Annotated in this window: 22 protein-coding genes; 11 read left to right on the forward strand and 11 right to left on the reverse strand. The window is 61.1% G+C overall.

Annotated features, from left to right (window positions below; all coding sequences use genetic code 11):
* Positions 1-130: 130 nt before the first annotated feature.
* On the reverse strand, positions 131-2245 hold the full coding sequence (recG, locus tag RLW41_RS20185; protein ID WP_414462639.1) for an ATP-dependent DNA helicase RecG: 2115 nt from the start codon (positions 2243-2245) through the stop codon (positions 131-133).
* A 127-nt stretch (positions 2246-2372) separates the two neighbouring features.
* Here recG and RLW41_RS20190 point away from each other — a divergent pair, with 127 nt between their 5' ends.
* Together RLW41_RS20190 and mfd are read left to right on the forward strand one after the other, a co-directional pair.
* Positions 2373-2720, forward strand: a complete 348-nt coding sequence (locus RLW41_RS20190; RefSeq protein WP_414462640.1) for a succinate dehydrogenase assembly factor 2 — start codon at positions 2373-2375, stop codon at positions 2718-2720.
* A gap of 9 nt (positions 2721-2729) precedes the next feature.
* Positions 2730-6215 carry a transcription-repair coupling factor gene (mfd, locus tag RLW41_RS20195; protein WP_414462641.1) on the forward strand — a complete coding sequence of 1162 codons (3486 nt, stop codon included), beginning with the start codon at positions 2730-2732 and terminating at the stop codon, positions 6213-6215.
* Positions 6216-6261: 46 nt separating this feature from the next.
* Here the strand turns inward: mfd and RLW41_RS20200 are convergent, their stop codons facing one another.
* On the reverse strand, positions 6262-7794 hold the full coding sequence (locus tag RLW41_RS20200) for a class I adenylate-forming enzyme family protein (protein WP_414462642.1): 1533 nt from the start codon (positions 7792-7794) through the stop codon (positions 6262-6264).
* Complete coding sequence (locus tag RLW41_RS20205; RefSeq protein ID WP_414462643.1) at positions 7791-9581, reverse strand: extracellular solute-binding protein; 1791 nt, start codon at positions 9579-9581, stop codon at positions 7791-7793. Before RLW41_RS20205 ends, RLW41_RS20200 begins: the two co-directional genes overlap by 4 nt.
* Before the next feature lie 344 nt (positions 9582-9925).
* Here RLW41_RS20205 and RLW41_RS20210 point away from each other — a divergent pair, with 344 nt between their 5' ends.
* The gene (locus RLW41_RS20210) at positions 9926-10738 is read left to right on the forward strand and encodes an invasion associated locus B family protein (RefSeq protein WP_409559837.1); all 813 of its coding nucleotides are present in this window, start codon (positions 9926-9928) and stop codon (positions 10736-10738) included.
* Between the two features lie 264 nt (positions 10739-11002).
* Here RLW41_RS20210 and hspQ read toward each other — a convergent pair whose 3' ends face one another.
* The gene (gene hspQ, locus RLW41_RS20215; protein WP_414462644.1) at positions 11003-11335 is read right to left on the reverse strand and encodes a heat shock protein HspQ; all 333 of its coding nucleotides are present in this window, start codon (positions 11333-11335) and stop codon (positions 11003-11005) included.
* Positions 11336-11385: 50 nt separating this feature from the next.
* Positions 11386-12447 carry an HpcH/HpaI aldolase/citrate lyase family protein gene (locus tag RLW41_RS20220; RefSeq protein WP_414462645.1) on the reverse strand — a complete coding sequence of 354 codons (1062 nt, stop codon included), beginning with the start codon at positions 12445-12447 and terminating at the stop codon, positions 11386-11388.
* Between the two features lie 611 nt (positions 12448-13058).
* On the opposite strand from RLW41_RS20220, the gene RLW41_RS20225 reads away from it, so the two are divergent.
* From RLW41_RS20225 to RLW41_RS20235, 3 genes are all read left to right on the forward strand, one after another.
* The gene (locus tag RLW41_RS20225; RefSeq protein ID WP_414462646.1) at positions 13059-15161 is read left to right on the forward strand and encodes an alkyl/aryl-sulfatase; all 2103 of its coding nucleotides are present in this window, start codon (positions 13059-13061) and stop codon (positions 15159-15161) included.
* Between the two features lie 87 nt (positions 15162-15248).
* Entirely contained in the window at positions 15249-15683 is a 435-nt protein-coding gene (locus tag RLW41_RS20230; RefSeq protein WP_409559841.1) for a GNAT family N-acetyltransferase, read from the forward strand.
* 21 nt (positions 15684-15704) lie between these two features.
* The gene (locus RLW41_RS20235) at positions 15705-17348 is read left to right on the forward strand and encodes an isovaleryl-CoA dehydrogenase (protein ID WP_414462647.1); all 1644 of its coding nucleotides are present in this window, start codon (positions 15705-15707) and stop codon (positions 17346-17348) included.
* Between the two features lie 9 nt (positions 17349-17357).
* Here the strand turns inward: RLW41_RS20235 and RLW41_RS20240 are convergent, their stop codons facing one another.
* The gene (locus tag RLW41_RS20240) at positions 17358-17744 is read right to left on the reverse strand and encodes a YidB family protein (protein ID WP_414462648.1); all 387 of its coding nucleotides are present in this window, start codon (positions 17742-17744) and stop codon (positions 17358-17360) included.
* 210 nt (positions 17745-17954) lie between these two features.
* Here RLW41_RS20240 and RLW41_RS20245 point away from each other — a divergent pair, with 210 nt between their 5' ends.
* A complete protein-coding gene (locus RLW41_RS20245) occupies positions 17955-19004 on the forward strand; it encodes a hypothetical protein (RefSeq protein WP_414462649.1) in 1050 nt (349 codons plus the stop codon).
* Between the two features lie 135 nt (positions 19005-19139).
* Here RLW41_RS20245 and RLW41_RS20250 read toward each other — a convergent pair whose 3' ends face one another.
* A complete protein-coding gene (locus tag RLW41_RS20250; RefSeq protein WP_013947571.1) occupies positions 19140-19487 on the reverse strand; it encodes a DMT family protein in 348 nt (115 codons plus the stop codon).
* A 149-nt stretch (positions 19488-19636) separates the two neighbouring features.
* Between RLW41_RS20250 and RLW41_RS20255 the strand changes: the two genes are divergently transcribed.
* Positions 19637-19897 (forward strand): hypothetical protein, encoded by a 261-nt coding sequence (locus RLW41_RS20255; RefSeq protein ID WP_414462650.1) that lies wholly within the window; start codon positions 19637-19639, stop codon positions 19895-19897.
* A gap of 173 nt (positions 19898-20070) precedes the next feature.
* Here RLW41_RS20255 and RLW41_RS20260 read toward each other — a convergent pair whose 3' ends face one another.
* Complete coding sequence (locus RLW41_RS20260) at positions 20071-20370, reverse strand: hypothetical protein (protein ID WP_414462651.1); 300 nt, start codon at positions 20368-20370, stop codon at positions 20071-20073.
* Between the two features lie 219 nt (positions 20371-20589).
* On the opposite strand from RLW41_RS20260, the gene speB reads away from it, so the two are divergent.
* The 3 genes from speB to RLW41_RS20275 all read left to right on the forward strand — a co-directional run bounded on the left by speB (position 20590) and on the right by RLW41_RS20275 (position 22888).
* Entirely contained in the window at positions 20590-21615 is a 1026-nt protein-coding gene (gene speB, locus RLW41_RS20265) for an agmatinase (protein WP_414462652.1), read from the forward strand.
* Between the two features lie 127 nt (positions 21616-21742).
* Positions 21743-22054 carry a hypothetical protein gene (locus RLW41_RS20270; protein ID WP_013947576.1) on the forward strand — a complete coding sequence of 104 codons (312 nt, stop codon included), beginning with the start codon at positions 21743-21745 and terminating at the stop codon, positions 22052-22054.
* Positions 22055-22189: 135 nt separating this feature from the next.
* Positions 22190-22888 (forward strand): ParB-like protein, encoded by a 699-nt coding sequence (locus RLW41_RS20275; protein ID WP_414462653.1) that lies wholly within the window; start codon positions 22190-22192, stop codon positions 22886-22888.
* An 18-nt stretch (positions 22889-22906) separates the two neighbouring features.
* Here the strand turns inward: RLW41_RS20275 and RLW41_RS20280 are convergent, their stop codons facing one another.
* From RLW41_RS20280 to RLW41_RS20290, 3 genes are all read right to left on the reverse strand, one after another.
* The gene (locus tag RLW41_RS20280; RefSeq protein ID WP_414462654.1) at positions 22907-23305 is read right to left on the reverse strand and encodes a hypothetical protein; all 399 of its coding nucleotides are present in this window, start codon (positions 23303-23305) and stop codon (positions 22907-22909) included.
* A 318-nt stretch (positions 23306-23623) separates the two neighbouring features.
* Complete coding sequence (locus RLW41_RS20285; RefSeq protein ID WP_013947579.1) at positions 23624-24118, reverse strand: DUF992 domain-containing protein; 495 nt, start codon at positions 24116-24118, stop codon at positions 23624-23626.
* A gap of 269 nt (positions 24119-24387) precedes the next feature.
* Complete coding sequence (locus tag RLW41_RS20290; RefSeq protein WP_409559850.1) at positions 24388-24810, reverse strand: lysozyme inhibitor LprI family protein; 423 nt, start codon at positions 24808-24810, stop codon at positions 24388-24390.
* Positions 24811-24887 lie beyond the last annotated feature (77 nt).

Below are 24887 nucleotides of genomic sequence, written 5' to 3' on the forward strand. Positions count from 1 at the left end.
AGGGTGGCGCAAAGCGCGTGGTGGGGGGCTATAGCCCCCACCGCTAACCCCTCCCCGCAAGGGGGTGGGGAATTTTGATGACGATCTTGAACGTTGGGACGCGGTGAGCGCTTGCGTGTCTTCGGCCGATCTACGCAGCGCGAAACAGGCGGACGGCTTCGTCGCATTCGAAGAGATAGAGCAGCGTACGCAGCGCTTGCCCGCGCGGTGAGACGAGGTTGGGATCTTTTTCGAGTATTAGCACCGCGTCGTCGCGTGCCGCTTCGAGGAGGGCATCGCGTCCCGGAACATCTGCGATGCGGAACCCCGGGTCACCGCTTTGGCGCGCACCGAGAATTTCGCCGCCGCCGCGCAGCTCCAAATCCTTCTCCGCGATTTTGAAGCCGTCTTCGGTTTCTTCCATCATCTTGAGGCGTGCTTCGGCGGTCTCGCCGAGCGGCGATTTATAAAGCAGCATGCAGAAGGATTCCCGCGCACCGCGGCCGACGCGTCCGCGCAACTGGTGCAGCTGGGCGAGGCCGAAGCGCTCGGCATGCTCGATCACCATGATGTTGGCATTCGGCACGTTAACGCCGACCTCGATAACGGTAGTTGCGACGAGAATTTTGAGCCGGTTCGCGGCGAACGCGGCCATCGTCTCGTCTTTCTCCTTCCCGCTCATGCCGCCGTGGAGCAAACCCACCGTGTCGCCGAAGAGTTGGCGGAGATAGGCATAGCGTTCTTCCGCTGCGGCGAGATCGGTCAGCTCGGAGCTTTCGATCAGCGGGCAGACCCAATAGACCTGTGCGCCTTCCTCAAGCTGTACGCGGATGCGGTCGATCAGGCGTTCGAGCAGTTCGAGCGGCGCGGCCTTGGTGACGACGGGTTTGCGTCCGGCAGGCTTTTCGGTGAGCTTCGAGACGTCGAGGTCGCCGTAATGGGTCATCAACAGTGTGCGCGGAATGGGCGTGGCGGTCATGACGAGGACGTTGGTGTCGCCATTTGTGCCTTTCGACTGCAAAGCCATGCGCTGGTGCACGCCGAAGCGATGCTGTTCGTCGATGACGGCAACCGCGAGATCCTTAAAGATCACATCGGATTGAAACAGCGCGTGCGTGCCGACGAGAATGTCAATCTCGCCCGATGCCAAGCGCGAGATGACGGCGTCGCGGGCTTTGCCCTTCTCGCGACCCGTGAGAAGCGCAAGGCGCAGCCCGGCGGCTTCTGCGAGAGGCGCGATCGTGTCGATGTGCTGGCGGGCGAGAACTTCGGTCGGCGCCATCATCGCGGCCTGGGCGCCCGCTTCCACCGCGACCGCCATCGTCATCAGCGCGACAACGGTTTTGCCGGAGCCGACGTCACCCTGCAGCAGACGCAGCATGCGGTGGGAAGCTGCGAGGTCGGCCGAAATTTCTTCAAGCGCGTTCTTCTGTGACCCGGTCAGCGAGAAGGGAAGCGCGGCGGCGATCTTGGCGCGGATTTCGCCGTTGCCCGACAACCGGCGTCCGCGCTCGGTCTTGAGGTTGCGACGGACCAGCGCGAAGGCGAGCTGCCCGGCCAGAAGCTCGTCGAAGGCGAGGCGCTGCCATGGCGCAGCACCGCTCGAAACGTCCTGCGCGTCGTCGGGGCGATGGACGCGGGAAATCGCGTCCTTGAAATTCGGCCAGTCGCGGGCCTTCAGCCAGTGACCCTCTTGCCATTCGGGAAATTCGGGGACGCGATCGACGGCCTGACGTGCGGCTTTCAACGCGATCTTTCCGGAGAGGCCCGCGGTGAGCGGATAGACAGGCTCCAGCATCGGCATCTCGTCACGCGCTTCCGGCGAGACGATATAATCCGGGTGGGACATCTGCAGGTTCTCGCCGTAGCGCTCGATGCGGCCGGAGACGAAACGGATTTCGCCGACGGGGAGCTGCCGCTCGATGAACTTGTGTTCTGCATGGAAAAACACCAGATCGATACGGCCCGTATCGTCCTCGCAGGTGACTTTATAGGGGGCCTTGGTGTTTCCGCGTGGCGAGGGTTTGTGCTTCAGTACGCGAAGTTCCAGGGTGACGATGGTGCCGGGGATGGCCTCGGTCAGGCGCGGCTGGCTGCGGCGGTCGATGACGCCAGTCGGCATATGCCAGAGCACGTCGATGACGCGAGGCTCCGAGATGCCGGGGGGCAGCGCCAGGCACTTTTTCAGCAGCAGGATCAGGCGAGGGCCGATGCCGCCGAGCGTCTGTGCCGATGCGAAAAGCGGGTTCAGGAGGGCTGGTCGCATCGTCGAAAGGGGCCTGCGGTTGTTCAGATTCGCGGCCGCGCCCTAAGGTCGCGGCAATAAGCATCGCCCGCCGCGCTAGGCGAGCCAAGCTGCGGGCGCTATACGAGCCCTTCGCGAATGGCGCACCGTGACGGCCGGCCGGCACTCCGTCAAGCTGCCGGCGGCGCTTTATACCATTGCCATGCAACCCGAGCTGCAAATGACCGATGAACTGGAAACGCGCAGGCGGCGGGCGTCTTACCGCGCGCATCACCGCGGCACGAAGGAAATGGACGTTCTTGTCGGACGTTATGCCGATGACCGGCTGCCGGGCTATTCTGGCGAGGAGATCGCGCGCTTCGAGCGGTTCCTGACCATCCCCGATCCGGCGCTGCAGCAATGGATTTTTTCGGGCGAGGGTTTTGCCGGCATCGAGTTCGAAGATCTTGTGAATGACATTCGCGCCTTTCATGGCCTCAGCGCCACGGCGAGCTAAGACGAGTTGATGACGACAGACGTTCAAAATTCACGCGCAATCTTTTCAGGCGTTCCGGAAGGCTTCGACGGCCGCGTCATTGCGGACGTGACGAAGGCTGCGCGCTCAGGCGATCTGCCGGGCATTCATCTGCATGTCGCTCGCGACGACCGGCGGCTCGACGAATTGCAGGCGGCGGTAGCGTTCTTTGCGCCCGATGTTTCGGTCGTGCCGTTCCCGTCGTGGGATACGGTGCCGTACGACCGCACCAGCCCCAATCCGGAGATTGTATCGAAGCGGATCACGGCGCTTGGCAAGCTCGCGGTCGGCGGACGCAAAAAGCCGACGCTGGTGCTGACGACGGTCAATTCGATTTTGCAGCGCGTGCCGCCACGCAGTTTCATCCGCGGGGCGGTGAAGACGATTGCGCCAGGGCAGCGGCTCGATCCGGCTGACCTGATCCGGCGACTGGAGTCCTACGGCTACGATCGCTCCAGTACAGTGATGGAGCCCGGCGAATATGCGCAACGCGGCGGTATCGTCGATCTTTATCCGCCGGGACGAAGCCTGCCGATCCGCCTCGATTTCTTCGGCGACCAGTTGGAGTCCGTCAAGGCGTTCGATCCGGAGACGCAGCGCTCGCAGAAGCCGGTGCCGAAGTTCTCGCTGATGCCGGTCAGCGAAGTGGCATTCGGCGAGGCGGCGACGGCGCTGTTCCGCACGCGCTACGTCGCGCTGTTCGGCGGCAACACGGGCGACGATCCGCTTTACGAGGCGGTCAGCAGCGGGCGCCGCTATGTCGGTCAGGAGCACTGGCTGCCCCTGTTTCATCCGAACCTCGAGACGCTGTTCGATTACCTCCCGGGTGTAGGCATCAGTTTCGATCATCTTGCAGACGAAGCGGTCCAGCGGCGCTTCGAGCAGATCCGAGAGCACTATGAGGCGCGCGTCGACTCGCTCGAAGGCCAGCGTTTCGGCGCGCCGCCGTACAAGCCGGTGCCGCCCGATCAGATGTTCCTCGACGGCAAGGACTGGAAGGCGGCGCTCGATGCGCGGACCGTTTCGCGCCTGACGCCGTTCGACGATCCGGGTACGACGAATGTCTACCAGATGCACGGTAAGCGCGGGCGCACGTTTGCGGCCGAGCGCGCCAATCCGGATGCGAACGTGTTCGATGCGGCCGTCGGACATATCCGGCGCATTCAGGGCGACAATCGGCGCGTTATTCTTGCGTGCTGGACGCCGGGCGCGCGCGAGCGGCTCATAACGCTGCTTGAAGATCATGGGTTGAAGGACGCCGTAAAGGTCGACGACTTCGCTGGCGTGCAGGCGATGCGCCCTAAGGAGACGGCGTTCGCGGTGTTCGGCATCGAGGAAGGCTTCGAGACGCCAGACTTCGCCGTCATCGCCGAGCAGGACATTCTGGGTGACCGGCTCGTGCGGCAACGACGCCGCGCGAAAAAAGCCGCCGACGTTCTCACCGAGGCGACGAGCCTTTCGGTCGGCGATCTCGTCGTGCACAGCGATCACGGTATCGGCCGTTTCCACGGCTTGCAGACGATCACGGCGCTCGGCGCGCCGCACGACTGTCTGGAACTGCATTACGCGGGTGGCGACAAGCTGTTCCTGCCGGTCGAAAACATCGAGCTGCTGTCGCGCTACGGCTCGGACGAAGGTGACGCGCAGCTCGACCGTCTCGGCGGCGTCGGCTGGCAGACGCGCAAGGCCAAGCTCAAAAAGCGGCTGCGCGAGATTGCCAACGAGCTTATCAAGATCGCGGCGATGCGGGCAATGCGGGAAGCGCCCGTGCTTATTCCGCCGACCGGCGCTTACGATGAGTTCGTCGCGCGCTTTCCCTACGAGGAGACGGAGGACCAGGCGGCGAGCATCGATGCCGTTCTTGCCGACATGGCGTCGGGCAAGCCGATGGACCGCCTTGTTTGCGGCGACGTCGGTTTCGGCAAAACGGAAGTCGCCATTCGCGCGGCGTTTACTGCTGCAATGAACGGTTTGCAGGTTGCGGTCGTGGTGCCGACGACCCTGCTAGCGCGACAGCACTTCCGCACATTTGCGCAGCGCTTCCAGGGCTTGCCCGTGACGATCGCGCAGGCGTCCCGCATGGTCAGTGCGAAGGATCTCGCCGAGGTGAAGGCGGGACTGAAGTCGGGCAACGTCGACATCGTCGTCGGCACGCACGCGCTGCTTGGTAAGGGCATCGACTTCGCACGGCTTGGGCTTTTGATTATCGACGAGGAGCAGCACTTCGGCGTCAATCACAAGGAACGCCTGAAGAAGATGCGCGAGGATGTGCACGTGCTGACGCTGTCGGCGACGCCGATCCCGCGCACGCTGCAACTTGCACTGACGGGCGTGCGCGAACTTTCGCTCATCACCACACCGCCGGTCGATCGCCTCGCGGTGCGCACGTTTATTTCGCCATTCGATCCGGTGATTTTGAAGGAAGCGCTCAGACGCGAACGCTTCCGTGGCGGCCAAACGTACTACGTCGCGCCGCGTATTTCTGATCTCGACGACATCGCGGAATTCCTGCGCGAAGCGGTGCCCGATCTGGCGTTTGCGCGCGCAACGGGGCAGATGTCACCGACCGAACTCGAAGACGTCATGACGGCGTTCTATGAGGGCAAGTACGACATTCTGCTTTCAACGGCGATTGTCGAATCCGGTCTCGACGTGCCGAATGCGAATACGCTGATCGTGCACCGCGCCGATATGTTTGGCTTGGCGCAACTTTACCAGCTTCGCGGACGCGTCGGCCGTTCCAAGACGCGCGCTTACGCGTACATCACGACGCCGCCGGATAAAAAGCTGACTGAGGGCGCGGAGAAGCGGCTCAAGGTTCTGCAATCGCTCGATACGCTTGGCGCGGGCTTCTCGCTGGCGTCGCACGATCTCGATATTCGCGGCGCAGGCAACCTGCTCGGCGAAGAACAGTCGGGTCATATTCGCGAGGTCGGCTTCGAGCTTTATCAGTCAATGCTCGAAGAGGCGGTCGCGGCGATGAAGGGCGGCGATCTCGAAGCGGACGACAAGTGGAGCCCGGAGATCCAGCTCGGTACGTCGATCATGATTCCGGAAAGCTACGTCACGGATCTACAACTTCGCCTCGGTCTCTATCGGCGTTTGTCGAGTTTCGAAAAGCGCTCCGAGATCGATGCGTTCGCAGCGGAATTGGTCGATCGCTTCGGTCCGCTGCCGGACGAAGTTGGCCATCTGCTCGACGTCATGGAGATCAAAGGCCTGTGCCGCACGGCGGGCATTGCGAAGGTCGATGCGGGTCCCAAGGGCGCCGTCATCACGCTTTACAAGGGGCGGTTTGCGAACCCCGAAGGACTCATCTCGCTCGTGCAGAATTCGCGCGGCCTTCTCAAGGTGCAGCCCGATCAGCGGCTCGTCTATCGCTCGGATTGGGACTTGCCAGAGCTGCGTCTCAAGGGCGTGCGTGCGCTGGTGCAGCAGTTCGCCGACCTCGCCGCGAAAACCAAAAAGGCGGCTTAGGTTTTTGTCTTCGACACCGTCATGCCGGTCTTTGCCGGGATGACGGTTATTTCGACTGAAGCAGCGGTGCGAGCGCCTTGCGCTGCACCTTGCCGTTGGCGGTGCGGGGGAGCTTGTCGACGAAGACGATTTCTTTCGGCACCTTGTAGGCAGCGAGGCGTTCGGAGGCGAAGGCTTTGACGGTGTCGGCGTCGATCTTCGCTGCATCGTTGCCGACGACGAACGCGCCGATGATCGACACATCGCTCCGTATGCGGATTTCTGAACACGCGACTTCGGCCACGCCAGGGCACGCTGCGAGCGCCGCTTCGATTTCGAGCGGCGAGACGCGATAACCGCCTGCGTTCATCAGTTCGTTGGCGCGGCCGAGATGCGTGACGTAGCCATCGGCGTCGATGGAACCGAGATCGCCGCCAACGAACCACTCGCCGCGCATGACTTCAGCTTCCTCGTCTGGGCGGTTCCAATAGCCGAGCATCAGGCCGGGATCGGAGCGATGGACGGCGATCAGGCCTTCGGCGCTAGTCGGCAACGGTTGATTGCCGCCTTCTGCGGGAAGGATCGCGATGCGACGGCCCGCCTGCGGTTTGCCTACGGTGCCGAAGCGATAGGGCACGTCTGGACCTGTCGAGATGTACGTCGAGATCTCGCTCATACCGAGGGCTTCGTAGAGCGGCAGGCCGGTGGTTGCGGTCCATTCCTCGATCAAACCGGGCGGCGGCGTTTCGCCCGCCGTCAATCCGTGGCGAAGCCGGCCTAGGGTGCCGCGTTCGGGGCGCGCGTATTTCAGAATTTGGCGATAGACGCCGGGCACGGCGGCGAACAGCGTCGCGCCGGTTGAAGCGATGAGGGCTGGCCAAAGCTCGGGCGCCTTATCGCCGGTACAGACAATGGCCGTTGCGCCGTTCGCCCACGGGTCGGTCAGGCCGACGCCAAGCGTGAACGTCCAGTTGAAGGCACCTGCGTGCAGCATGCGGTCATCAGGCGTGATGCCATACCAGCCCTGATACATCGGGCGGCGGCCGAGAGCGGAGCGCTGTGCGTGCAGCACGCCCTTGGGTTTCGACGTCGTGCCGGAGGTGTAGATCAGGAATGCGGGATCGTCGGTGGCGGTCGGTGTGTAGTCGGCGCGCGTCGGTCCGCGCATCAGTAAAGCGACGTCAGCGGATGTCAGGACGATCGCGCCAGGCATGATGTCATCGGTGAGCGGCGACGATGTTGCGATCGCCGCGGCGCCGCTGTCTTCGAGAAGCGATTTCAGTTCCGTTGCCGTCAACTGATCGGACAAGGGGAGAGCGATGAAGCCGCCGGCCATCGCCGCAAAGAACAGCAACGCCGATTGGCTGGAGTTACCAAGGCGAATGGCGATGCGGTCGCCGGGCTTTAGGCCGCGCTCTGCCAGTCCTGCTGCGAGGCGCAGGATAGCGTCTTCGATCTCGGCGAACGTCCAGCTTTCCTGCGGCCGTTCGGGCGTCGCGGTATCGTAGACGAGCAGCGCCGTTTTATCGGGCGTGCTGCGTGCGGCCCGACCGATAGCGTAGTCCGCCATGTTGAAGGGCGTGCCGTCTAACGGTGTCATTTCGGCTCGGTCCACCATGTGTCGACGGAATAGCCGAAAAGAGGTGTCTTGTCGGGATGCTTGAGGCGCGCCCAATAGGGCACCCATTGGCGCGGCGTGTAGAACAGCGGCACGACGTAGTCGCCCGACAGCAGGACGCGATCCAATGCGCGTACGGAAGAGACAAAATCCGTTTCGGTGTTGGCGGCGAGCATGGCGTCGATCATCGCGTCGGCGGCTGGGTTTCTGACGCCGGCGAAATTGAACGAGCCCTTTGCGCCAGCCGTTTTTTCCGACCAGCGGAAGAGCTGTTCGTTGCCGGGAGAGAGCGATGCGTACCAGGTGTTCTGGATCATATCGTAATCGAATTCGGTCAACCGCGCCTGATACTGGGCGCTGTCGACGAGGCGGACGCGCGCCTGGATTCCGAGCGGTGCGAGGCTTCGCGCATAGCTCAGCAACAACGCTTCCTGGGCGTTGCTGTTGGCAAGAATTTCAAAAGAAAGAGGCTGGCCGGTCTTGCCGTTGATCATGCGGCCGTCTTTCAGGACCATGCCCGCCTTTTTCAAAAGCGCAAAGGCTGCGCGTTGGGTCGGGCGGTCCTGGCCGCTGCCGTCAGTCGTCGGGAAGCGATAGGTGCCAGCCATGATCTCGGGCTTAACGGCATCCGGATACGGCGCGAGCAGCTTTTGTTCGTAAGCGTCGGCGGAATGGCCGGTGGAGGCGAGATATGAACGCTCGAAGTAGCTTTCGGTGCGCTTATAGAGACCGTTGTAAAGCGTGCGGTTGCACCATTCGAAATCAAAAAGCATCATCAAAGCGTGCCGGACCATGGGATCGGCAAAGATGGGCCGGCGGGTGTTAAAGACGAGGGCTGTCATGCCTGCCGGTAAGCCGATGTCGAACTCAGCTTTGATGATACGCCCGTCGCGGACGGCGGGGATATTATAGCCCGTGGCCCAGCGGCCGGGGTCTTCTTCCAGGCGCAGGTCGATGTTCCCCGCCTTGAAGGCTTCGAACATGGATGAGGCGTCGCGGTAGTAATCGAAGCGGATCTCGTCGAAATTGAACCGGCCGCGATTAACGGCCAGATCCTTGCCCCAATAGTCCGGATTGCGCTGGTAGATGATCGAGCGTCCGGCGTCGATTTTCGACACCGTGTAGGGGCCGGAGCCGACGAGCGGCGTCATCGAGGCAGCTTCGAATTTCTCCGGCGTGGTCGCGTGGGCGGCGAAGACCGGCATCAGGCCGAGGATGAATGGCAATTCTCGGTCGCTGGCGTCTTCGAATGTGAAGCGAACGCTGCGGTCGCCGATCTTTTCGGCTTTCGTGACCTTGGCGAAATAGGTCCGGTGATTGGGGCGGCCTTTGTCCTTCAAGAGCTGAAACGAGTTGAGGACATCTTCGGCGGTGACCGGCTGGCCGTCGGAAAATCGCGCGGCTGGGTTAATGGCGAACGTCACGGATTTGTGGTCGTCGGCGATGTCGATCGTCTCGGCGAGCAGGCCATAGAGGGTGAAGGGCTCATCGAGGCTGCGCGCCATCAGACCTTCGATGACAAATTCCCGAATGCCGGATGCGGGCGTGCCGCCGACGATCAGCGGGTTCACGTTTTCATAGGAGCCGAGGACGCCGAGCGTCAGCTTGCCGCCTTTCGGCGCGTTCGGATTTACGTAGGGGAATGCCGTGAAATTGTCCGAAAAGAGCGGTTTTCCGTGCAGTGCAACGGCGCGAACCGGAGCGGCCTCAGCGCTCCAGCCAAGCGTGACCGTGAGCAGCAGTGCGAGAGAGAATTTCCCAAATGACATTCCAGGCACCAGAAAGCCGTCCACGTGTTTGGTAAAGCGGGATAATTCCCGGCATTCAAGATGCCCATCGAATAAGCCGTGGGCATGTTCTAGCGGCGGTTTCGACCTGCTGTCCAGCTTGTCGCAGTTGCAGAGCGGCCACGTTTGAGAAGGCTGCGGAAAAGCCCCCAATAGGGGCTCGATCCGGTCACGGGATTGCCGTATTCGGAGCCTTACTCGGCTCAGGAACGGCAAGAGGTATATGCCGGGTCTGCGCGAGCTTGCAATGTCGAGCAAACGGCGCGGCGACTTTGAGGGGACGAACCGGCGGGGCTGGTTCAAAACAAGCGAGGATTTTTACGTTGATGGCAAACGCAGTATTGCGCACGGGCGGTAGGGCGCTCGTTTCAGCCGTTGCTATGTTGGCGGTAATCGCTGCTGCGTCCGCCGGCGCTCAGGCCGCGGACGCCAAAAAGGCGCCGGCGCCTGCGAAGACCGCCGCTGCTAAACCCCAAAGCGCATGGGTCAAGCTTTGCGAGAAGGCGCCTGTCGTCACGAAGGGGCCCGACGGCAAGGACGTCAAGACCGAGAAGTCGCTCTGCCTCACGCATCATGAGCGTCTCGACGGCAATACCGGCATGGTTCTGGTTTCGGCGGCGATCCGCACCGTCGAGGGCTCGCCCAAGAAGTCGCTGATGATCATGGTGCCGCTCGGCATGGCCATCCCGCCGGGCATTCGCGCTGCCGTTTACACGAAGGCCCAGTGGGCCGCTGCCTCGAAGGGCGAGAAGATCGACGAGAAGCAGTTGAAGCCTATCGAACTGCGTTATGCGCTTTGCCATCCGGCAGGCTGCACGGCCGAGACGGAAGCGACGCCTGAGATCTTGAAGGAAATGTCGACGGGCGGCGGCATCATGGTTCTGGCCATGAACGCTGCGGCGCAGCCGATCGGCTTCCCGGTTCCGCTCGACGGCTACAACGAAGCCGCTGCAGGTCCTCCGGTCGACAACAAGAAATACGCCGAAGCTCGCAGCCAGCTGATGGCGCAAATCCGCCAGCGTCAGCAGCAGGCGGCCGAGAAGTGGAAGGCCAACGAGATGAAGAATCTGCCGCTCGATGGTCCGGGCGCGCCTCCGATCGAGAAGGCGCCGACGACGACGAGCTCGACGAAGAAGTAATCGTCGGACCAGCGTTACTCTAAATCGAAACCGCCCCGATCCTTTCGGGGCGGTTTTTTTGTTGCGTGGGTACGGGATGCTGTCCGGGCAGGCAGAGGTTGGCTCTCTCGGACTGATCTGAGGGCGCTCTCTCCTTGGCGAGAAGGGGCAGGGTGAGGGAGGGCTTGAGCCTTCGGAGCGTCTTACGCTGGATTCCCGATCGGCTTCGCAGGCTCGTCCGATCGAGAATGACGATGTTACGAAGACGACGTCAGGTGAGAGGGGTCAGTTATTCGCTTCGGGGCGAAGCCGATAGCCGCCGTTGCCGTCGATGATGAAGTGATCTTCGATGTCGGGATGGCGCAGCGGCTGCTGCGTATCGTCGAGCAGCAGGTTCTGCTCGGACACGTAGGCGAGGTAGGTCGTCTCGGCGTTCTCGGCGAAGAGGTGATAGTAGGGCTGGTCCTTGTGAGGGCGGACCTCTTCAGGGATCGACAGCCACCACTCCTCGGTGTTCGCAAACTCCGGATCGATGTCGAAGATCAGTCCGCGGAACGGATAAAGCCGATGGCGGACGACCTGACCGATCGCGAACTTTGCATGCTTAATGTCACTCATGGCGTAAATGTGTGGCGGTTGCGGCCCGTGCGCAAGCCCATATCCACGCCCTAGAGGTCGCCATAAAGTGCCGCGCGCTCGGCGTCTTTCGAGGCCACGATCTTGGCCAGATCGACGATGACCTTCGCCTGTTTCCAGGTGGCGTCGTCCTGCATCTTGCCGTCGAGCATGACGGCGCCGGTGCCGTCCGGCATGGCGTCGAGGATGCGCTTGGCAAATTTCACCTCGACCGGATCGGGAGAGAACACGCGTTTCGCGATTTCGATCTGGGTGGGGTGCAGCGTCCAGGCGCCGAGGCAGCCCTGGAGAAAAGCATTCCGGAACTGGGCTTCGCAGGCGGCGAGGTCGGAGAAGTCGCCGAACGGGCCGTAGAACGGCTTCAGGCCGTAGGCGAGGCAGGCGTCGACCATCTTGCCAACGGTGTAGTGCCAAAGGTCCTGCTGGTAGAAGGCGCGCGGTGCTGACGTATTGTCCTTCTGGGCGTCGGCCAGCACACCGTAATCGGGGTGGCCGCCGCCGACGCGGGTCGTCTTCATGCCGCGGGAGGCGGCGAGGTCGGCCGGGCCGAGGCTCATGCCGTGCATGCGCGGCGAGGCTGCGGCGATGGCTTCGACGTTGTTGACGCCTTCGGCGGTCTCGAGAATGGCGTGGATCAGGATCGGCTTCTTGACGCCATGCTTGGCTTCGAGCTGGGCCAGAAGCTGGTCGAGGTAGTGGATGTCCCACGGGCCTTCGACCTTGGGTAGCATGATGACGTCGAGCTTGTTGCCGACGGCGGCGACGATTTCGGTGACATCATCGAGAATCCAAGGCGAGTTCAGGCAGTTGATGCGGGTCCAGACGCCGGTTGCACCGAAGTCGTTGTCGCGGACCATCTCGATGAAGCCTTTGCGGGCGTTCTCTTTCTGGTCCATTGGCACGGCGTCCTCGAGATTGCCGAGCACGACGTCGACCTGAGACGCCAGGTCCTTGATTTTGGAGCGGATTTTCTCGTTATGCGGCGGCACGAAATGGATCATGCGCTCGAGCTTCACGGGCAGTGCGCGATAGGGCTCCGGCGCGCCAATGGCGAGGGGCGAAAAGTGCTTGGCGGGCGTGCGCGTCGAAGCCATCGGCAGCTATCCTGTTCAAACGTTTGGAGGATCGTGCATCCTTTAGGGGACGTGCGGCGGCTGTCAACTCTTTGAGGGCGCCTTGCGACTCCTCTGCGGGGAGCTGGCCGCAAGGCGCGCCACACACTCTCGCCGCCGCGTGTTTGTCGCACCGGCGGGAAAATCGGAGACGGAGCGCGCCGGCACCTGGTGCCGTTCTCGTTCCGAAGAATGAAACAGCGCCTTGGCGCGCTCCGTAGCTGGGATTCTGATCGACCGGTCCGGCATGGGAGGTTCCTTACTCCTCCGACGGTTGGTACCGTATTCGCGCGGATCACCGGACGGTTCGCTCCGTTCGGGCCTCGGGCCGTTACCCCCTTGTGCCGCAAACGTTCGACCAGCCGCTCACCCCCAATCTCCAAACGGTCTCGAGACTGTCCGTCGTATCTTCGAGGCGAGGTGGGGTCAGTATGCGGCCTGCGGCACGAGCGGGGATAAGTTTTTTGATCAAAGCCCGTCGATTACCGGTCGTTGCTTGTTCTTGTCTCCCGTTCTATTGCCCTAAATCAATCCGTGCACGTATTGCCACTGGTTCAATGCCGCCCGCAGTTTTGGTAACCGGGGAGTTGGCAATGACGACGAGACGGGCGTTCCTTGAGGCCGTTCCTGCTGTTGGAGCGGCATTTGTGGTCGGATCGAATTTCGTGCTGGAGGCGACTTCGTCGTGGGCCGAAGAGGCTGCTCCGGTGCCTGGACATTTCCATCCCAAGGGCAAAGCGCCATCGAAATTTACGAAGGCAATTCTGGAGCAGTCGAAAAGCGCGCTGCCATTTGCCGACAAACGCGATTTCGACGAGCTGGCGAAGGGCTTTATCGCTCCGATGCCAGATCTCAAGATCATGGCCGACGCCGGCCACACAGCATGGGACATGGAGCGATTTCAATTCCTGAACGAGGACCGCGATTTCGACAGTATCCACCCGTCGTTGCTGCGCCAGTCCCGATTGAACAACAACTACGGTCTTTATGAGGTTGTGCCCGGCATCTATCAGGTGCGGGGCGTCGACCTGTCCGACATCACATTCGTGCGCGGCAAGACCGGTTGGATCGTGTTTGATCCGCTCGTCTCGGCTGAACCCGTTCGCGCGGCATGGCAGCTCTTTCAGAAGCATGTGGGGAATGGATTGCCGGTAACAGCCGTCATCTATTCGCACACGCACGGCGACCATTGGGGCGGTGTCCGCGGGATCGTGGATGAGGCGGATGTGCGCTCGGGCAAGGTCGCGTTGATCGCGCCAATCGACTTCATGGATTTCACGATCTCTGAGAACGTCTATGCCGGGAACGCGATGAACCGGCGACTTTTTTATCAATACGGACTGCTGCTTCCCGCCAGTCCCTACGGCTATGTCGGGCAAGGTCTTGGCCAAGGCGTCTCTGCCGGAGCGACTGGGCTGATCGCGCCCAACCGCTATGTCTCGGGGGCAATTGAGGAGTTTGAGGTCGACGGCGTTCGGATGATTTTCCAGAGCACGCCGAATACTGAAGCGCCCCGCGAGATGAACACTTACATCCCGGAGTTGAAGGCGCTTTGGATGGCGGAAAATGTCGTCGCGTCGCTGCACAACATCTACACTCTTCGCGGCGCGCAGGTGCGCGATCCGTTGCGCTGGTCGAAATACATCAACGAGTCGCTCTATCTGTTTGGGTTGGAAGCAGAGGTTATGTTCGCCTCGCATCACTGGCCGCGATGGGGCAACGATCGCGTGCAGGAAGTGCTGCGCGATCAGCGCGATCTTTATGCGCACATGAATAACCAAGTGCTGCATTTCGCCAACCAGGGCGTGACGATCAATCAGATCCATAACGTGTACGCGTTGCCGAAAAGCATTCTGCAGAAGTGGCATTGCCGCGGATATCACGGCTCGGCGGAGAATAATGCGCGCGGCGTGATTCAGAGGTATCTGGGTTATTGGGACTGTAACCCGGCGAGTTTGATACCGCTGTCGCCCGAAGAGTCTGCGCCGCTTTACGTCGAGATGATGGGCGGTTCGTCCAGGATCATCGACAAGGGCCGCGAGCTTCACGATGCCGGTCAATATCTTCTCGCGTCGGAAATCGTGAACAAGCTGGTGCAGGCCGAGCCGGAAAACGCGGATGCCAAGGATTTGCTGGCCGATATTTTCGAGCAGCTCGGATATCAGCAGGAAAATCCTGGCCTGCGGAACAGTTTCCTCGCAGCAGCTTATGAGTTGCGCTCCGGAATACCCCAAGGCGAGACTGCCAACTCCAGCTCTCCGGACGTCATCCGCGCGATGTCGACCGAGCTGTTCTTGAACTTTCTTGGCATCCGGATGGATAGCCGGAAGGCCGAAGGTCTCAACTTCACGATGAATTTGATCACGCCGGACAATGGCGAAAAGTTTGTCGTGGAATTGGCAAATGCCACGCTGACCAATATCGAGGGGCACCAAGCGGCGAAGGCCGATCTGACGCTCAAGATCAACAGGGCCGATCTCGAGCTGACGATGATGGGTGTGAAGTCGCTTGATGAGCAGATTGCAGAAGGCAAGGCGACGTTCGAAGGCGATATTTCAATTCTCGGCAAGTTAGCCGCGACGATGGTTGACTTCGACCCGCGCTTTGAAATCATGCCCGGCACAAAAGCTCGAACTGCGTCGGTCGCACATGCCGATCCATACCAGGCGGTACCGGAGAAAATCGTCGCGGAGTAGCCGCTGGCGTCAATGCCCGTCTGACCTGTCCCGACGAAACAGTTCGCGCGTCGCTCGCGTACTTCACTAGGGAACAGGAGCGACCGTGTGACTATTCAAATCTATGAGGGCAGCCGAGCTGAATTGCTGCCGCTCTTTCGGCTTGCCGACGAGTCCGACAGCCAAATCGAAAGCTACTACCAATTGGGGACAGTCTTTGCGGCGTATGACGGCACGTCGGTTGCCGGTTTGGCGCTTGTCTTCGATGATGTGGGGTATACCGAACTGGTGAGCCTCGCGGTTCGCGCCGAATTTCAACGGCAGGGTTTCGGCACGCGCTTGATCGAAGCTGTGGTTTATCATTGTTGTGCGAATAAGATTGGCCGCCTGATTGTCGGCACGGGCGCGTGGGAAACCGACAACATCAATTTCTATGTTCGTCGCGGTTTCCGGATAATCAACGTCAACCGGGGCTTCTTCAGTCCAGAAAAAGGCTATGCTGACGGACGGCGCGATCAGGTGCAGCTGGAAATGTCGATTTAGCCGCAACGAGAGTGCCGCATCATGCCCGAAGGTGCGCCGATGATCGACGTTACAAACCAGCCGCCGCCGCTCGAAAATTACAATCTGCTGTCGAGCGACACGGTGCTTGGCGAGGCTTTGGCGCGCGAGAATGCAGGCTGGGCGGCCGCGCGTCTCGCGATGCTCGGGCGGCAACTCGGAACGCCGGAGATGATCGCGGTAGGCGCGGAAGCCAACCGCCATGTGCCCGAACTCAAGATCTACGACCGCTATGGTCATCGTCTCGATGAGGTCGACTTTCATCAGAGTTGGCACAAGCTCTTGGGGCTGGCGCTGGAGGCCGGGCTGCACACAGCGCCGTGGGCCGAGCCGCGGAAAGGTGCGCATGTCGCGCGGGCGGCGGGTTGTTTCATGCTGGCGCAGATCGAAAGCGGGGTCTACTGCCCGGTGTCGATGACGTATGCGTCAGTCGCGACGCTGAAACACGCGCCCGCCATCGCAGACGAATGGCTGCCGAGAATTTACTCGCGAACATACGATCCGAATTTCCGGCCCGTCGCGCAAAAGACCGGGGCGCTGATCGGCATGGCGATGACGGAGAACCAGGGCGGCTCGGATTTGCGCGCCAACGTCACGCGCGCGGAGTTCTATCGCAGCATCGGGGAACGTCGCTTCTACAAGCTAAGCGGACATAAGTGGTTCATGTCGGCGCCGATGTGCGATGCGTTCCTCGTGCTGGCGCAAACGGCTGCTGGTCCGACGTGCTTTCTCGTGCCGCGCTGGACGCCCGATGGCGTGCGTAATGCGATCCACATTCGACGGTTGAAAGACAAGCTCGGCAATCGTTCGAATGCGTCGAGCGAAGTGGAGTTCGAGGGCGCGCACGGGGAGCTTCTGGGAGAGGAAGGGCGGGGCATTCCGACCATCATCGAGATGGGCAATTATACGCGGCTCGACTGCGCCATCGGAACGTCGGGCTTGATGCGTCAGGGTTTGGCACAGGCGATCCACCATGCGCGGCACCGGCGGGCGTTTCAGAAGTTTCTCGTCGATCAGCCGTTGATGGCGAACGTGCTGGCCGATCTTGCGATCGAATCCGAGGCTGCGACCGTGCTGACGATGCGGCTTGCGCGCGCCTACGACGAAGACGACGAAGCGTCGCTCGCCTATCGGCGCGTAGTGACGCCCGCCGCGAAATTCTGGATCTGCAAGCGTGGTCCGGCGTTCGCGGCTGAGGCGATGGAAGTGCTCGGCGGCAATGGTTACGTCGAGGAATTCAATTTGGCGCGCATCTATCGCGAGATGCCGCTTAACTCGATCTGGGAAGGTTCGGGCAACATCATGTGCCTGGATGTGCTGCGGGCGTTGACGCGATCGAAGACGGCGATGGACATGCTGGAGGCCGAACTGCGTGAGGCGGCGACGGCGGATCGCAGGCTGGCGGCGTTCGTTACAAAGCTTCAGGAGAGCGCAGGGCGCCTCGATGAAGCGCAGGCGCGGGTGTTCGTTCGCAGTCTGGTGCTGGCCTTGCAGGCAGCGCTGCTGATCCGGCACGCGCCGAGCGAAATCGCAGAGACGTTCTGCGCGACGCGTCTTGCGGGCGAGGCAGGCGGCGCGTTCGGATTATTACCGGCGGGAACCGACACCAGGGCCATCATCGAACGCGCGGCTCCGGCCTTGAATTAAGGCGTCCGATCAGCCTTTCGGGTCGGGCGTGGATGATGCATCCGCCGACGCCGAAGGATTTGCGGCAGGACCTGCCGTCTCTGCAACCTGCGGCAGTTCCTTGGCGAGGGCTGCCAGGATGGCATCGACCGGAATGCCGAGCGACTTCGCGATCTGCTGAACGTGCTCATCACCGAGCGCGGTCTTGATCTGGTCCGGCGTGATCGGCAAGCTGTCCTTGTTCTTGTCGAACCACGACTGCACCTGATCGCCGAAACCGGCGCTTTGCAATTTGGAAAGGATCGTCTGCAGCCCTTCGGTGCCGAGAACGCCCTTGATGAGATCGTGAAGGGCTGCTTGCTCGGCTTGTCCAACGAGATTGCCGACAACTCCCTTCAGCGCGTCGCTCCAGGTCATGCATTGCCCTTTCTGGTGATAATTTTTGCCGATGGCGACTGCAAATTCTACGTGCATTAGCGGGTGCGAGCGCACGCGTTTCGTGCAGGAAACCAAACTCACAGTATACCAAAACTGTGCGACATTGCCGTAAATGCTGTCTAGGAAAAACGACCTATTAACGAATGGCATAGGAGGGTTTCGGCGGCCGGCGATTCACCATATCGCCACATGATGATCAAAGTTCGTGGCTACCTCGCACTCATGATCGTGAAAACCTCAATCGCCTCCCTGAGATATCGCAGCCTGCGTCTCGGCTGCGTGAGCCTCGCCGCACTTGTTGCCGCCACCGCCGCCGCCCGCGGCGACGACTGCGCGGACGTGACGACGACGACGGCGCTCACGACGTTTCAGCCGTGCGAAGGCTACAGTGTGGAGCTTGACCTCAGCACGCAGCCATCGGACTTGCCGCAGCCGAAGAAGCCGGCGCCGAAGTCGGATGGCATTCCTTGGATTGCGACCGACACCAACGACATTCCCGCGACGTTCAGCACGACGGATACCGGCGTTTCGGTGCGGACCAGCCTTGGCACCTTGCGCGACTACAACAAGCGCAGCGCGTCCGTGACGCTGGAGCAGCCCGCATTCGGCGAGACCATCAAACCCGACTTCGCAATGCCGTCGGCGCCCGTCGAACGTAAGACTCCGCTCGACGTTTGGACCAACGTCGATCTCAACGGCTACAACGGGTCGCCCGATCAGTCGACGCGGACGGGGCTGGGCGCCGACTATAATTTCAACAAGGCGGCGAAGGTCGGCGTCTCGATCGAGCGCGGCGATACGCGTAATTACGGCACGCCGGGCGTCGTCGCGGATCAGAAGGCTTCTGCCTACGTGACCTTGCAAGCGACGCCCCTGTTGAGTTTCGACGCGCGCACGCAATGGCAAACCGGGAATGCCGAATTCGCAGAGTCGACGGGCGCTGACGAACGCAGCTCTTTTATCCTAGCGCCGAAGATCAATCACGATTTCAAGCTCGACGATGGCTCGAAGCTTTCGCCCTATCTCAGCTATCAGCGCGAGTTCGATCTCTCGACGTCGCACAAGGACGGCATCGACACCTCGTTCGATGCGACGCAATCGGTCGGCGCGGGTGTGACCTACACGGATTCAAGCGCGTACTCGCTGAGCGTTTCGGCCGGGGTCGATAATTTCGGCGTTGCTGATGAAGCGCAGAGCGTATCGAGCAAGTTGCAGTTGAACGTGCCGCTCAACAAATAGCGGAGCATATTTGGCTCAATCCCTTGGCGTCGTGCTTGGATGCCGTTTCCAGACCCGCATTGCTGCACGATAGATCCTCGGCATAAAGCCGAGGATGGTGGTGGGTCGAGTTCGCTTGGTCGCGAAGTCGCGCTTTTACAGCGGCGCCTTGAAGACGAAGAACGCGCCGAGGGCGATGAATGCAAAGCCGACGGCGTGATTGATGGTGAGGGTTTCACCAAGATACGTGACGGAAAAGATCGAGAAAACCGTCAGCGTGATGACTTCCTGCATGGTCTTCAGTTCGGCGGGATTATAGACCGCGCTGCCGTAGCGGTTGGCGGGAACTGCTAAGCAGTATTCGAAGAATGCAATGCCCCAGCTCACGATGATGACAAGCCACAGCGGCTTGTTCGTGAATTTAAGGTGACCGTACCAAGCGAAGGTCATGAAGACGTTCGACATCGTCAGCAGGACGATGGGCAGAAGCGATTGAGGGATCATTGGTTGTCCGTTATGGGGCGCGTTGCAGAATTCACGTTCGAGGCTTTTTGTTCCCTCGAAATTTACCGCCTACGACGGATCACCAAAAAACGGAACCGGAAATAATCCGCACGCGTTCACGCCTCAGTTGCACGTGACGAGGTGGATGGATGTCTCGCAGCATTCAGGAAACGGTTCCGAAGCTCCTTAAAACGCTTTGGGAACTCGAGAAGGACTTACGCAGCGCTGCTCAAAACAGTGTTGTGCTGCGCCGGGACGAAGCCAAACGACATTTGGCGGACGCGCGGCGCAATCTCGATGCGGTTCTCAGCCTCGCGCAAAATGCTCGTGCAGACGAACCGGCGCGAAACGACGAACCGCACCGCGACGTTCCGGACGAGCCGCTTCCCACATCACCGATCAAGCATTGAGGAGAAAAGAATGGCACGCGATCTCATCCTTTGGTTCGCCGGCGTTCCGCTGGTCGTCATCATCGGTCTGCATCTGTTCGGCTTCCTTCACTAAGCCCCGAGGGAGCCTGAACGCACAAACCCAGAGCGCACGCTCTGGGTTTTGTTTTGCGTTGTTTGCAGCTCACGACCCATCAGCTTGTGCTTGAATCGTCGACAGCTTCGTCTTTCGCCAGCATGACCGCGACGTGCCGGTTCAGAGCATCCGATGCAAGCGTCGGGAGAAGGGCGGCTCCGATCGGTCCCTTCGAGGCGTCGTAGACCGTTCGCATCTCGCCGTTGCCGTTCCACACGATCAGCGCAAATCCAGCGACGTCGTTGCCGACGGCTTCGATGGCCGCTTCGCATTTCGCTAGAAGTTCGGCGCGTGCCAGCTCGGCAGCACGCTCGGCGCGCAGCAGTCTTTCAGCATCGAGATCGACGAGATCGGTCATGGTTTGCATCCATCAAGCCTATTCTCCTGTGCTAACGCGCTGACGGGGGAAGCGGTTCTTTTAGGCCCCTTTTTGCCGGAAAAGCAGCCATGCGTTTGAGGGCTTGACTAGAATATTGGGTCAGGCATTCTCCTTGGGCCGCGAAACGGAGGCACCGGGCTCGGCCCGGTAGATTGTGAAGGTGTCGGCCGGACGACATCGTATACAATCGAGGTCGTCATGCATTCCGGTACCATTCCCGGCGGTGTGCACGCGAACGCGTGGACCGCATCTCCTTCTCCCGACTGTCTTTCTTCCGAACAAACCTATTCAGGGACGCACACGTTCCTGAGGTCGCCGCGCGTAAAGCAGGCGAAGGCGGGTGATTTCGCGGTCCTCGGTGTGCCGCTCGATATCGCGACGTCGAACCGGCCCGGCGCACGGTTGGGGCCGGATGCGGTTCGGTGCGCATCGGCGCAACTTGCCGAGCTCAAGGCCTATCCAGGTGGATTCAATCCACTGAGCTATGTGAATGTTGTCGATCTCGGCGACGCTTGGCTCGATTACGGCTTTCCGCAAACAATCCCGGCTGCCATCGAAGATGCGGCGACCAAGGTGGTCGAAACGGGCGCATTCTTGTGCTCGCTGGGTGGCGATCATTTCATCAGCTATCCGCTGCTGAAAGCGCACGCGAAGGTGCACGGCCAGCTGACGCTCATCCATTTCGATGCGCACACCGATACGTGGACGCCGCGAGTCGGCAAAGACGGCAGCGTCGAACTTAATCACGGCACGATGTTCGCTCAGGCGATCGACGACGGGCTGATCGATCCGGTAAAGTCGAGCCAGATCGGCATCCGGACATGGGTGGACGATCCGAAAGGCATGAACATTTTCGACAACATGGTCGTCGCCGATAAAGGCGCATCGGCCGTCGCATCGATGGTGAAGGCACTTGCCGGTGGCAGTCCTTGCTACCTCACGGTCGATATCGATTGTCTCGATCCGGCTTTCGCGCCGGGAACGGGCACGCCGGTGACGGGCGGGCTGATGCCGCGGGAGCTGCTCGCCATGTTACGGCAACTCGATGTTTTGAAGATCGTCGGCTGCGATGTCGTCGAGGTGGCTCCGTCGTACGATCAAGGCGGTGTCACGGCGTTGGCGGCCGCAACGGTCGTCTATGAGCAGGCGTGCCGGGTCGCGCGGCAAAACGGGGCCGTCGCGGCCTCATATCCGGTTCCGCGCGTCGGAAACGCTCCCGACTGACATTGGCATCGTTTGCATACGGATGACCCGTTTCGCCGGGAACAGCGGGAGGCTGCTGCCTGCCGCTATGTCTCCTCGTCCCGAGAGCCGTGGTGGCTCTCTTTCAGCGACGAGAAGGAGGTTTCCCATGGCGTCTTGGACCTGTGTGCTGCGAACCGGCACCCGTTCGGCAGGCGTCTCGATCATAGCGCTGGCTACGGCCACACTGCTTGCGAGCAACGCCAATGCCGTCAGTCTTCGTGTGCAGATCGCGTGTGCAACCGACTATTATGCGCATTGCAGCGCCTATAGCCCGAACAGTCCGCAGGTGCGGTCGTGCATGCGGGCCGTCGGTGCCGGGCTTTCGAAGCGATGTGTCGATGCGTTGGTTGCGGCAGGTGAAGTGTCGGCCAAAGAGGTGGCTCATCGGCGCGGCATCTCCGAGACGGCGGCGCGGTAAAATATTCCGGTATCTCAAAGGTGTTTTAGGCGCGCTCGGCGGCGGACGATGCGCGTGTGCGAACGGGTGGCAATGAAATTTTAACCATGGCGACGAAATGATTAAGCCACTGTTCAATTCGCACTCTGGGAAGTCATGTCGTTGGTTGCCGTCTCGCGTGAACCGGCGTTCGCGTCGCCAGTAGTCCCTCCTTTCCTTGTCTCGCTGCCGCCCATCAGGGTGCAGCCTCGAAAATCAAAACTGCTGAGCGTGCCGCTCGAAGAATTGCGGCCGACGCAAATGGCGGTCGGCATGCGGGCGGTCGCCGCCAAGCGCGAGAAAGTGGAGCGGCGGGCGCGAAACAACCGCAAGCTCCGCCGCTTTCTGGAAGACCGGCCGATCCCTGCCGTCCGCGGGCCGAACGACGATCTCTTCATTATCGATCATCATCATTTGAGTCTGGCGCTGCTCAAAAGCGACGTCGAAGAGGCGTTCGTGACGGTGGTCGGCGATCTCTCGCATCTGCCGCGCAAGAGATTTTTGCAGAAGATGGCCGGGCTCGGATTGCTGCACGCTTACGACGGGCATGGCCGCGCGGTCGCTCCGACGAAACTGCCCGAGCGGCTCGACGATATGCGGTGCGATCCGTACCGGGATCTCGCGTGGTCGGTGAGAGGGGCGGGTGGCTTTGCCAAGACGGGCAAGCCCTATGCCGAATTCCGATGGGCAGATTTCTTCCGCACGCGCATCCCGCGTTCGACGGTCCGGCGCGATTTTGACTATGCGCACGACCGGGCCATGTGGCTTGCCCGGTCGCGAGAGGCGGCAAGAATGCCGGGTTTCATCGGCCGCTGAAGCGGCCGGCGCTGCAGATCAGTGGCGTGGTGCGTTGAAGCTGAACTCGAACTCGTCGTTCATGTTCTGCATGTTCTGAGCTGCTTGGCGCCAGTCGGCTCCGACTGCCATGCCCGGCGGCGGTTCGATCTCGCCCTGGACCTGATGATGATGGTCCTGCTGATCGATGGCCTGAACAGGCTGAGCGGGTCCGCGCACCGGCAGCGCGCAAAGACGGGAAGCCAGTTCCTGAAGTTCGCCGAGGATCGCTTCGCGGCGAAGCTCATGCTGCAGTGAGACGTTGCGGACGTCGCGCAGCAACTGCTCGTCGACGCGGCGTAGCGCATCGGACAGCGTGCGGACGAAGTCCTGCTCGGTGCGGGCATTCTCGGCGAGGCGGCTCAACATTTCTTCGACGTTTTTGGATAGGTCCGTCATCGGTTTCTCCTCGCAGGGTTGTTGAGCCTTAGTAGACCAAACCGCTTGATTCGCATGGCTAAAAAATGTTGCAGATATACTCAGCGAATGATCTATGCACAGCTTGAGTCGTCGGCATGCAGACTTTCGTCGTGGTTCGTTTGGGTATCGGCGAGCAAATTAAAAGCGCCCCGCACGAGATGCGGAGCGCTATTTTTTTCGGGAAGATCAAGCCGTCGCGGATCGCGCGTTAACACCGCCGCGTAAGGACGATGCGTCTGGCTTCAGCCGGTGACGTCATCACCAACAAGGTAAGAGCGAGCCGCGACTGGCGATCGATTACGACCGCGTCAGCGTCAAGCCTGCAACACCCGCTGAGAGATTGAGACCCGTCTGGCCTTCGACGCTGACCGGCTGGAGTACGACGGACTGATTCGAGCCGCCGACGAGAGCGTTGGCACTCGCACCGATGCCGACGGCTGCGCCCGCGGTGACGCCGCCGTAGCTTCCTTCAAGAGCGTCGCCCGGCATGGCGTTCGTGCCGCCAAGAACTGTCCAGACGAGCGTGCTGGCGCCGGTGAAGCCGATGTCGACGCCGACCTGGGTGATCGTCGCGTGATAGGGGAACACGCGTCCGCTGACCGCCGTCGTGAATTCGCAGTTCATGCTCTCTTTCGAACCGAAGATGAGGCCCACGCCGCCATGGCCGTGGCAGGTCAGCGTGCCGAGCGCGACTTTCGGGTCGGCTGATGCGGGCGAAACCGTTGCGAGCGCTGCTGCGAGGAGCGCGGCGCTGCCTGCCAACAGGCGCAAACGGATGGGCGAAAGGGTCATTGTCGTCTCTCCTGACATCGCTCGATCGTTCGCAGCCACTATTGGCCACGGACGACGCAGATAAGAAAACTCAAAACGGTCGGATATTTCGAGCCCCGTACTGACACTGTGAGGTAGCTTCCTAAAGGCACCCAACAGTGGCTGCAACTGATGTGGTGCAGACGTACCTCGGATGGAAGCGGACGCCAATTGATGCTTATCAATTAGACGGATGACGCCACAGATAATTGACTTTTTATGCGCCGTTCAATCTTGAGCGAGTCGGGCGCCTACTGCGGTTCCAGCATCTCTTTCAATTCCTTGGTGCGCCGCAGCGTCTTGTCGGTCATGCAGCCGAGAATCGCGGAGGTCGCACCGGTGCCGTTCGTCCAGACCTGCGCCATGACATCCTTGCAGTCGGCATCGCGGTAGGCGACCCAGGCGCGCTGTGCGCCCCGCAGCGCCTCTTCGAAACTTTTGGCGTCGTAGGGCTTCTCAAGGTTGCGGGCGCGGGTGACCTTCAACGCCGAAGCGTAAGCAGCGTTCAGGGCCTTGTCGGCGGCTTGATATTCTTTGTCGGCGCAGAAATTGATTTCGACGGTCGATTCCGCTTTGGCGCAATCGATCGGTTCGTCGGCTGTGGCGGGTGCGGCGAACGCGAGCGATGAAACTCCGACGATCATGCAAAGCGTTCTGGCGTCGAGATGTGGCATGGGGCGAACTCCGGGCGGCTGCGGTTTCAAGCCGATGTGTTAGACGGAGCGGCGCCCTATCGGAAGGCTGTCGGAGC

Source organism: Hyphomicrobium sp. DY-1 (assembly GCF_047497105.1).
Lineage (GTDB): Bacteria > Pseudomonadota > Alphaproteobacteria > Rhizobiales > Hyphomicrobiaceae > Hyphomicrobium_B.